Source organism: Actinomadura sp. KC216, from assembly GCF_004348535.1.
GTDB lineage: Bacteria > Actinomycetota > Actinomycetes > Streptosporangiales > Streptosporangiaceae > Spirillospora.
Window position 1 is genome coordinate 1 of the sequence record NZ_SMJX01000292.1, and the last position, 10251, is coordinate 10251.

Below are 10251 nucleotides of genomic sequence, written 5' to 3' on the forward strand. Positions count from 1 at the left end.
CCTGAGGCGGCCCCCGCCTTCCGGGCGGGCGGGTCTACTCCGCTGGTACGACCGGAGGGGCCCGTCTACTGCCAGGGGTGGACCGGCAAGTCCGTTCCTGAGGCGCATCACACGAGATCGTTCGCCTTCTACTGTTTTGAACGTCGGATCGCCGGGGGGAACGGCGCGATCGCGACGTGCAACCAGTCCCGCTCACTTACACATGGGAGTTTCACGTGACGAACACCGCCCCATCGACCGCCGGCGCGCGCACCGCGCCCGGGGCGGGCGACTTCGCCGCACGGACCCAGCGGATCGCGAAGGTGTACGGGCGCGGCGACGCCCAGGTCGTCGCGCTCGACGGGGTCACGGTCGGCATTCCCCGCGGCCGCTTCACCGCGATCATGGGCCCGTCCGGGTCCGGGAAGTCGACCCTCATGCACTGCATGGCGGGCCTGGACTCGGTGGACTCCGGCGAGGTGTTCATCGGCGACACCGAGCTGACCCGCCTGAAGGACAAGCAGCTGACGCGGCTGCGGCGCGACAAGGTCGGCTTCGTGTTCCAGGCGTTCAACCTGGTCCCGACGCTGACGGCGCTGGAGAACATCACGCTGCCGATGGACATCGCCGGTCGCAAGCCGGACAGGGAGTGGCTCGACACGGTGATCGACACGGTGGATCTGCGGCCGCGGCTGAAGCACCGCCCGTCGGAGCTGTCGGGCGGGCAGCAGCAGCGGGTCGCGTGCGCCCGCGCGCTCGCCGCCCGCCCCGAGATCATCTTCGCGGACGAGCCGACGGGAAACCTCGACTCCAGGTCCGGCGCGGAGGTCCTGGCGTTCCTGCGGGACTCGGTGCGGAGCATGGGGCAGACGATCGTGATGGTGACGCATGACCCGTCCGCGGCCGCGTACGCCGACCAGGTGCTGTTCCTGACCGACGGGCAGATCGTCGACACGATGGAGGGGCCGACGGCGGAGCGGGTGCTGGAGCGGATGAAGGGCTTCGAGACCGGCGCGGCCCGGGCCGCGCAGCCCGCCGCGCAGCCCGGGCGGCCCGACGCGCAGGGGCCGGGGGTCGCGGCGCGATGATGGGCAAGGTCACGCTCCGCAACCTCGCGGCGCACAAGATCAGGCTGGTGCTGACGGCCGTCGCGGTGATCCTCGGCGTGGCGTTCGTGGCCGGCACGCTGATCTTCACCGACAGCATGAACAAGCAGTTCGACGACCTGTTCAGCCGGATCGGCACGAACGTGGCCGTGGACGTGCGCGCCAAGAAGGTCCTGGAGGGCGACGACGACGGGATGGCGGCGCAGCCGGTCCCGGCGACCGTGCTGAAGGCGCTGGAGGGCGTCGACGGCGTCAAGGACCCGAAGGGGAACGTCACCGGGTACGCGGCGGTCGTCGGCAAGGACGGCAAGGTCGTCGGGACCCCGCAGAACGGCCCGCCGCAGATCGGCTCGAACTGGAACGGCAGCGGGACCTACGACCTGGCGTCGGGCCGCGCGCCGCAGGGGCCGGGCGAGGTCATCGTCGACGAGCGGACCGCGGAGAAGGGCGGGCTCGCGGTCGGCGACACCGTCCAGGTCCTCACCATGGGCCCGCCGCAGCGGATGCGGCTCGTCGGCCTCGTCGACGCCGGGAACCTGATGGGCGCGACGCTTACCGCGTTCGACACCCCGACCGCGCAGAAGCTGATGCTGAAGCCCGGCTACTTCAGCGACATCGAGATGGGGTCGTCGGGCCCGTCGCAGGCGGAGCTGCGCGACCGGGTCGCGAAGGTGCTGCCGGCCGGGATGGAGGCCGTCACCGGGGAGGAGCTCCGCGAGGAGTCCAAGAGCGACATCGCCGCGATGATGAACTTCTTCCGGACGTTCCTGCTCGTGTTCGCGCTCATCTCGATCTTCGTCGGGGCGTTCATCATCTTCAACACGTTCTCGATGCTGGTCGCGCAGCGGACCCGTGAGCTGGCGCTGCTCCGCGCGGTCGGCGCGGCCCGCGCGCAGGTGACGCGGGCGGTGATCGGCGAGGCGATCGCGGTCGGGATCGTCGGGTCCACGCTCGGGCTGGTGGCCGGGGCGGGCCTGGCGACGATGCTGCAGTCGCAGGTCGGGGACGCCGGCGACGGCGGCCTGACGTTCACCGCGACGCCGGTGATCTGGTCGTACGTGGTCGGGATCGTGGTGACGGTGGTGTCGGCGTACTTCCCGGCGCGGCGCGCCGCGAAGATCCCGCCGGTGGCGGCGATGCGCGACGACGTCGCGCTGCCGCAGCGGTCGCTGCGGGTCCGGGTCGCGCTCGGGTCGCTGCTGACCCTGGCCGGTGCGGGCCTGATCGGCGCGGGCCTGGCCGGCAACGGCGGCGACCCGGTGATCCCGGTGGGCGCGGGCGCGTTCGCGGTGTTCATCGGCGTGGCGATGCTCGCGCCGGTGATCAGCGTCCCGGTGCTGCGGGTGCTGGGCGCGCCGGCGGCGAGGCTGATGGGGTCGCCGGGGCGGCTGGCGCGGCAGAACGCGCTGCGCAACCCGCGCCGCACCGCCGCGACCGCCGCCGCGCTGATGATCGGCCTCGCGCTGATCACCACGGTGAACGTGCTCGGCGCGACGATGCGGGCGTCGATCGACGACCAGATCGACGCGCAGTTCGGCGCCGACTACCTGATCGAGTCGGAGGGCGCGGGCGGGGTCGCCGCGGGCGCCGCCGAGAGGATCAAGGCGGTGCCGGGGGTGAGCGCCGCGTCGCCCGCCTACGAGGGCGACGCGAAGATCGCCGGGGAGAAGACCTGGTACACCGCCGCCGACGGCGCCATGGTCGTGAAGGCCGCGAAGCTGAAGATGGTGTCGGGGAACGCCGGCCTCGGCGACGCCGGGATGATGGTCGACGAGGAGACCGCGAAGGACAACGGCTGGAAGGTCGGCTCCGCGGTGCCGGTGCAGTTCACCGACGGGAAGACCGAGCGGCTGACGGTCACCGGCGTGTACACCAAGAGCGACCTGATCGGGAGCCGGCTGGTGTCCCCGCAGGTGTATCTGCGGCACACCGTCAACCCGACCGTGGCCACGATCGTGGTGGACGCGGCGGCGGCGACCGCGGCGACGAAGACCGCGCTGGAGACGGCGCTGAAGGACTACCCGAACCTGAAGGTGTCCGACCAGTCGGCGCTGAAGGAGGACGCCCGCAAGCAGGTCGACGGGTTCGTGACGTTCCTGACGATCCTGCTGGTCATGTCCGTGATCATCGCGGCCGTCGGGGTGATCAACACTCTGGCGCTGTCGGTGATCGAGCGGACCCGGGAGATCGGGCTGCTCCGCGCGATCGGGATCTCCCGGCGGCAGCTGCGCCGCATGATCCGGCTGGAGTCCATCATGATCGCGGTGTTCGGCGCGGTGCTCGGCATGGGCATCGGGGTCGCGTTCGGCGCGGCGCTGCAGAACGCGCTGGCCGACCAGGGCCTCGGCGTCCTCGCCGTCCCGTACGGGACGCTCGCGGTCTATCTGGTGGTCGCGGCCGCGATCGGTGTGCTGGCGGCGCTGTGGCCGGCGTGGCGGGCCGGGCGGATGGACGTCCTGAAGGCCATCGCCACCGAGTGACCCGGCGGGGGACGTGAAAGACCCGGCCGGCTCCTCGCGGAGCGGCCGGGTCTTTCGCATAATGGAGCGAACGAACTCGCGCGGCCGGGGGGCCGGCCGGTCGATCGGTCAGGCGGTCGGCTCGGCGGGGTCGTCGGCGGGCGCCGGGGTCTGCGCGACGGCGGCCTTGGCGACCGCGTCGGTGGCGCTGACCGTGGTGTTCTCCGGGAAGTGGCAGGCGGCCTGGTGGCCGGGGCTGAGCTCCACCAGCGGCGGCTCGACCTGCTTGCAGATGTCCTGCGCCTTCCAGCAGCGGGTGTGGAACCGGCACGCGGGCGGCGGGTCGAGCGGGCTCGGCACGTCGCCCTGCAGCCGGATCCGCTTGCGCTCGCTCCGCTGGGACGGGTCCGGGATCGGCACCGCGGACAGCAGCGCGTTGGTGTAGGGGTGCATGGGCCGCTCGTACAGGTCGGCCCGGTCCGCCAGCTCGACGATCTTGCCGAGGTACATGACGGCGACGCGGTCGGAGATGTGCCGCACCACCGACAGGTCGTGCGCGATGACCACGTAGGTGAGGTCGAGCTCGTCCTGGAGGTCTTCGAGGAGGTTCACGACCTGCGCCTGCACCGACACGTCCAGCGCCGACACCGGCTCGTCCGCGACGATCAGCTTCGGCTTGAGGGCCAGGGTGCGGGCGATGCCGATGCGCTGCCGCTGCCCGCCGGAGAACTCGTGCGGGTACCGGTTGTAGTGCTCCGGGCTCAGGCCGACGAGCTCCAGGATCTCCTGGACGGCCTTCTTCACGCCCTGCTTGGCCTCGATGTTCTGCAGCCTGAACGGGGCGCCGACGATCGCGCCGACCGTCTTGCGGGGGTTCAGCGACGAGTACGGGTCCTGGAAGATCATCTGAAGGTCGCGGCGGAGCGGCCGGAGCCGGGCCTGCGACATCTTCGTGATGTCGTGCCCCTCGAAGACGATCTTCCCGAAGCTCGGGTCGAGGAGCCGCATGATCATCCGGCCGGTGGTGGACTTGCCGCAGCCCGACTCCCCCACCAGCCCGAGGGTCTCGCCCTTGCGGACGGAGAAGGACACGCCGTCGACGGCCTTCACCGCCGCGACCTGCCGGCGCAGCAGCCCCGCCGTGACGGGGAAGTGCTTGCCGAGGTTCTCCACCTCCAGGAGGGTCTCGCCCTCCTGGACGGGACGGGTCCCCTCCGCCGGGGTCTTCGTAGTGCTCACCACAGTCTCGTTCCCACCCGTGCTCGTCACAGCTTCGGCCGGATCTCGTCGGCCCAGATCTCCCGGCGCTTGTCCAGCGGCAGATGGCACGCCGCCTTGTGGCCGGGTTCGAGCTCGATCAGCTCGGGCCGTTCCGTCGTGCTCTTGCCGTCGTTCATGTCCGCGTAGGGGCAGCGGGGATGGAAGGCGCACCCGGACGGCACGTTGATCAGGCTCGGCGGCGACCCCACGATCGGCAGCAGCCGCTCGGTGCGCTCGCGGTCCAGCCTCGGCATCGAGCCGAGCAGCCCCCACGTGTAGGGGTGCAGCGGCCGGTGGAAGGCGTTGTCGACGGAGGCGTACTCGACACAGCGGCCCGCGTACATCACCAGGATGTCGTCCGACAGCTCCGCGACCACGCCCAGATCGTGGGTGATCATGATGACGGCGGAGTTGAACTCCTGCTGCAGGTCGCGGATCAGGTCCAGGATCTGCGCCTGGACGGTCACGTCCAGCGCGGTCGTGGGCTCGTCGGCGATGAGCAGCTCCGGGTCGCACGACAGCGCCATCGCGATCATCGCGCGCTGCCGCATGCCGCCGGAGAACTGGTGCGGGTAGTCGTCGACCCGCTTGTCAGGCTTGGGGATGCCGACCTTGCCGAGCATGTCGATGGCGTGCTTGCGCGCCACCTGCTTCGACACGTCGTTGTGGACCCGGTACGCCTCGATGATCTGGTGCCCGACCGTGTAGAACGGGTGCATCGACGACAGCGGGTCCTGGAAGATCATCGCCATGTCGCGGCCGCGGAGCCGGCGGACCTCGGTCTGGGAGGCGCCGACGAGCTCCTTGCCGTTCAGCCAGATCTCCCCGGACACGTTGGCGTTGCGCTTGTTGTGCAGGCCGAGGATGCCGAGGCTCGTGACGCTCTTGCCCGACCCGGACTCGCCGACGATGCCGAGGGTGCGGCCGCGTTCCAGCTGGAACGACAGCCCGTCCACCGACTTGACCAGCCCGTCGTCGGTCGGGAAGTGGATCTTCAGGTCGCGGACCTCGAGGAACGCCTCGGGAGCCTCGCCGGTGGCCGTCTTGTCCGCGGTGGGCGCGGTGCCGGTCATCAGCCCAGCCTCACTCTCGGGTCGACGATGGCGTACAGCAGGTCGACGATCAGGTTGATCACCACGATCGACACCGACGTGATCAGCACCACGCCGAGCACCATCGGCAGGTCGCCGCTGCGGATCGAGTCGATCGCGAGGCGGCCGAGGCCCGGGATGCCGAACGTGCTCTCGGTCAGCACCGCGCCGCCGAGGAGCAGGCCGAGGTCGAGGCCGAACACCGTCATGATCGGGGTCAGCGACGCGCGCAGCGCGTGCTTGGTCACGACGGTCTTCTCCGGCAGGCCCTTGGCCCGGGCTGTTCGGATGTAGTCCTCGTTCATCGTTTCCAGCATGCCCGCTCTGGTGAGCCGCGCGTACATCGCCGCGTAAAGGAACGCGAGCGTCACCCAGGGCAGCACCAGCGCCTGGAACCATTTCACTGGATTGGCGGTGAGGCTGGTATAGCTCCCACCGCCGGGAAATATCTCGATGCTGTAGGAGAACAGCGCCAGGGACACGAGGCCCGTGAAGTAGATGGGCAGCGACACGCCGCTCAGTGCGATCACCATCGCCGCGCGGTCCCAGAGGCTCCCCCGCCGCAGCGCCGAGACGACGCCGATGGCGATGCCTCCGACGAGCCAGATGACCGCGGCGCCGAGCGCGAGCGACGCCGTCGCCGGGGCCCGGTCGAGGAGCGTCTCGCGGACGGGCTGGCTGCTGCGGAACGAGTACCCGAAGCACGGCGCCGGGCAGTGGTCGGTGACGGGGCCGGCCTTGTAGTCGCGGCCGACGGCGATGCCCTTGAGGTAGGCGCCGTACTGCACGAGGACGGGGTCGTCGAGGCCGAGCCGTTCCTTGGTGTCCTGGATCGCGTCGGGGGTGGGCGCCTTCCCGACGAACCCGGCCGCGATCTGGTCGGTGGTCTGTCCCGCCAGCTTCGGCAGCCAGAAGAAGATGCCGAAGGTCACCAGGCTGACCAGCAGCAGCATGACGACGGCGCCGATGAGCCGCCGGATGATGTATGCGAACAAAATGCTCGGCCCCACCCGCCGGCCGGGCGGACCTGTAGGTCCGGACCCGGCCGGCGGGCGTCGCCTTCACCTGCCTTCAGAGGGACGCATGGTCGAGCGGGGTGTTACTCCGTCACGCCCATGTTGAGGTAGTCGTACATTCCGCCGTAGGAGTAGGTGATCCCCGCGTTGGTGACACGCTTCGGCCTGTACATCAGGGCCTTGGCGTAGACCAGCGGGACCTCCGCGGCCGTCTGCATGACCAGCTTGTCGGCCTCGCCGTAGGCCTTCAGGCGGGCCGCCTCGTCCGGGTTCTGGATGGCGTCGTCGAGGGCCTTGTTGACCTTCGGGTCGTCGAGCTCGGCGAGGTTGTTGCCGCCGGACGGCTTGATGGCCTCACCGTGCACGATCTGCTGCAGGAACCCGTAGCCGGTCGGCCAGTCCGCCGCCCACGCCATGATCATCATGCCGATGCCGTGGTCGTGGACGTACTTCGGCACGCCGACGTACTTCGAGAAGTAGTCACCGGCCGGGAACTGCACGATCTCGGTCTTGATGCCGACCTTCGCCAGGCTCTGCTGGATGGCCTGCGCCATCGCGACTTCCTTCGGCCGGTCCGACCGGGCCGAGATCTTGGTGCTGAAGCCGTTCGGCTGGCCGCACTGCTGCAGCGCCTGCTTGGCCTTGCCCAGCGTCTCCTGGTCGAGACCGCCGCCCTCGGCCTGCTTCTGCGGGTACAGGTCGAACTTGCTGTAGCCCGCGACCGTCGGGGGCAGCACCGTCGTGGCGACGTCACCGCCGGCCAGCGGGCCGCCGTAGGCGGTCTGCGCGGCGACCTTGTCGGTCGCGTACTGCACGGCGATGCGGCAGTTGATGTTGTCCAGCGGCTTGACGTTGACGTTCAGCGACATGAACCGCAGGAAGCCCTGGACGGGGTTGTCCACGTACGGCTTCTGCTCGGCGGCCAGCACCTTCGGCTGGGTGCCGGACTGGACGCCGACACCGGCGATGTCCACGTCGAGCGACCCGGCCAGCAGCCGCTGGTCGATGTCGTCGGCGTTCTGCTTGAGCTGGACTTCGATCTTGTCGGGCAGCGCCTTGCGGATCGGGTCCGTGCTCTGGTTCCAGTGCGGGTTGCGCGACAGCGTCATCGACTTGCCGCGCGTGTAGTTGTCGACCTTGTACGGGCCGCTGGAGACGATCGCGGACTCGTACTTCAGGCCGGTGTCCTTGGCCTTCGGCACCGGCATCGTCTGCGACATCGCGACCAGGTAGTCGAACTCCTGGAACGGCTCGTTCAGGTGGAAGACGATCGTCTGGTCGTCGGGGGTCTCGATGGACTTCAGGCCCTCTTCGCTCTTGTCCTCGTAGGGGCCCTTGTACGGCGGGTCGTTGTCGACCAGGTACTGCTTGAAGTACTTCGGCCCGCTCTGCAGCTCCTTGGAGAAGTTGCTGCGCTCGACCGCGTACTTCACGTCCTTGGACGTGACGGTGGTGCCGTCGTCGTACTTGACGCCGGTACGCAGCTTGTACGTCCAGGTCTTGCCGCCGTCGCTGGCCTGGCCGAGGTCGGTCGCCAGGTCCGGGACGACCTTCAGGCTGGCGTCGCCGGCCTTCGGGTCGAACGTGGTCAGGCCGCGGCCGTACAGCCGGGCGAAGTTCTGCGAGAAGGCGTAGTAGGTGTTGCCGGGGTCAGGCGCGTCCCAGTCGTCGGAGCTGGCGAGCTTGAGCGTCCCGCCCTTCTTGTCCGACTTGTTGACGACCTCGTTGACGCCGGCGTTGTAGCCCGGGCCGCTGCCCGTGCCGCCATCGTCCTCGCCGCCGCCGCAGGCGGCGAGCCCCGCGGCCGCGAGCACCCCGGCCGCGAGGACCGCGAACGGTCTCATCTTGTTCATGTGCAGGCGCACCCCTTCAATTAGACGGGTCCGAAAGAAACCCGAGTCACTTGGACCGAGGGTCGAGAGCGTCCCGCAGCCCGTCACCGAACAGGTTGAAGGCGAGGACGGTGATGAAGATGGCCATACCGGGGATGATCATGTACATCGGGTCCGACTCGTAGATCGGCACCGCGAGCGTCAGCATGCCGCCCCACGACGGCGTCGGCGGGATGACGCCGACGCCGAGGAACGACAGCGCCGCCTCGAACAGGATGTTGGTCGGGATCAGCAGGGTCGAGTAGACCAGGATCGGCGCGACCAGGTTCGGCAGGATCTCCTTGAACAGGACGTAGGAGTTGCTGGCGCCCATGCTGCGCGCCGCGTCGACGAACTCGCGTTCGCGCAGCGACAGCGTCTGGCCGCGGATGATGCGGCCGATGTAGGGCCAGTTGAAGAACCCGATGACCACGACCAGCACCGACACGCGCAGCCCGTTGCCGCTCAGCCCCCACGCCCCGTCGGCGACGACGCCGACCAGCGCGATCGCGAACAGCAGCAGCGGGAAGGCGAGGAAGGCGTCCATGGCGCGGCTGATGATGGTGTCGACCCAGCCGCCGAAGTACCCGGCGATGATGCCGAGGATCGTGCCGATGACGACCGACATCAGGGTCGCGAGGAACGAGACCAGCAGCGAGATCCGGGCGCCGTGGACGATGCGGGCCAGCATGTCGCGGCCGGAGCCGGGCTCGACGCCGAGCCAGTGGTCACTGCTGATGCCCGAGTGCCAGAAGCCGTACTTCGGGCGGTTGTAGGTCGGGTCGATCAGGTTCTGGTGGTACTTCAGCGGGTCCTGGACGAAGTACGGACCGAAGATCGCAACGAGGATCAGGAGGATCACGACGACAGCGCCGGTGAGCGCGACCTTGTCGCGCTTGAGCCGCATCCAGGCGATCTGCCCGAGGGAGCGCCCCTGGATCTTCTTCCGGTCGACGCCGGCCAGCACCGATTCCGGCTGAGCCTCTTTGTCGGACCCGGTCACCTCGATGGGTGCGGCCACGCTCCATACCTCCTACCGTCCGGCCACTGGTTCGGCCATGCCGCCGGCGTCCGACCGGCGACCGCGGAGATCATCCGCCGGCCCCTGTGCCCGTCACGCCGCGTTCGCTGAAGGGAAAGGTAGCCCTTCGGGCACGACTGTCCATCCGTGAAGCGACCTTCGCCAGTACCCGTATCTGACTTGTGATCTCGTCGTCATCTGGGCAACATGCGTCCGGACATCCCGTCGGACAAATCGCCCGAATAGTACGTACGCCACTACCCCGGCAGGCAACACGAAGCCGGTCTAGACCAGAAAGCTTTATCGTACTGAGTCCGTTCCGAGACCGTTCCTCCGCAGGTCAAGCGCGGTCACCACGGATCGTGACGCGGGACGGGGCACCGCACGGGGACATGGCACGGGAACGGCGCGGACGGGCCGGTCACACACCGGCGGGCCGGGACGCCCC

Annotated in this window: 7 protein-coding genes; 2 read left to right on the forward strand and 5 right to left on the reverse strand. The window is 69.4% G+C overall.

Translation table 11 applies throughout. From position 1 onward, the window contains the following. Nucleotides 1-215 precede the first annotated feature (215 nt). Together E1264_RS33855 and E1264_RS33860 are read left to right on the forward strand one after the other, a co-directional pair. Nucleotides 216-1067 carry an ABC transporter ATP-binding protein gene (locus tag E1264_RS33855; protein WP_132180113.1) on the forward strand — a complete coding sequence of 284 codons (852 nt, stop codon included), beginning with the start codon at nucleotides 216-218 and terminating at the stop codon, nucleotides 1065-1067. Beyond that, a complete protein-coding gene (locus E1264_RS33860) occupies nucleotides 1064-3565 on the forward strand; it encodes an FtsX-like permease family protein (protein ID WP_243711330.1) in 2502 nt (833 codons plus the stop codon). The genes E1264_RS33855 and E1264_RS33860 overlap by 4 nt, the downstream gene beginning before the upstream one ends. A 108-nt stretch (nucleotides 3566-3673) precedes the next feature. Here E1264_RS33860 and E1264_RS33865 read toward each other — a convergent pair whose 3' ends face one another. The 5 genes from E1264_RS33865 to E1264_RS33885 form a co-directional block, all read right to left on the reverse strand. Next, the gene (locus E1264_RS33865; protein WP_132180115.1) at nucleotides 3674-4783 is read right to left on the reverse strand and encodes an ABC transporter ATP-binding protein; all 1110 of its coding nucleotides are present in this window, start codon (nucleotides 4781-4783) and stop codon (nucleotides 3674-3676) included. Nucleotides 4784-4809: 26 nt separating this feature from the next. Next, nucleotides 4810-5877, reverse strand: a complete 1068-nt coding sequence (locus tag E1264_RS33870; protein ID WP_132180117.1) for an ABC transporter ATP-binding protein — start codon at nucleotides 5875-5877, stop codon at nucleotides 4810-4812. Further along, nucleotides 5877-6890: an ABC transporter permease gene (locus E1264_RS33875; protein ID WP_132180119.1), complete on the reverse strand. Its 1014-nt coding sequence runs from the start codon at nucleotides 6888-6890 to the stop codon at nucleotides 5877-5879. The genes E1264_RS33870 and E1264_RS33875 overlap by 1 nt, the downstream gene beginning before the upstream one ends. A 104-nt stretch (nucleotides 6891-6994) precedes the next feature. After that, the gene (locus tag E1264_RS33880) at nucleotides 6995-8764 is read right to left on the reverse strand and encodes an ABC transporter substrate-binding protein (RefSeq protein ID WP_207936576.1); all 1770 of its coding nucleotides are present in this window, start codon (nucleotides 8762-8764) and stop codon (nucleotides 6995-6997) included. Nucleotides 8765-8810: 46 nt separating this feature from the next. Continuing rightward, nucleotides 8811-9803, reverse strand: coding sequence for an ABC transporter permease (locus E1264_RS33885; protein WP_132180121.1), 993 nt, complete (start codon nucleotides 9801-9803; stop codon nucleotides 8811-8813). Nucleotides 9804-10251 lie beyond the last annotated feature (448 nt).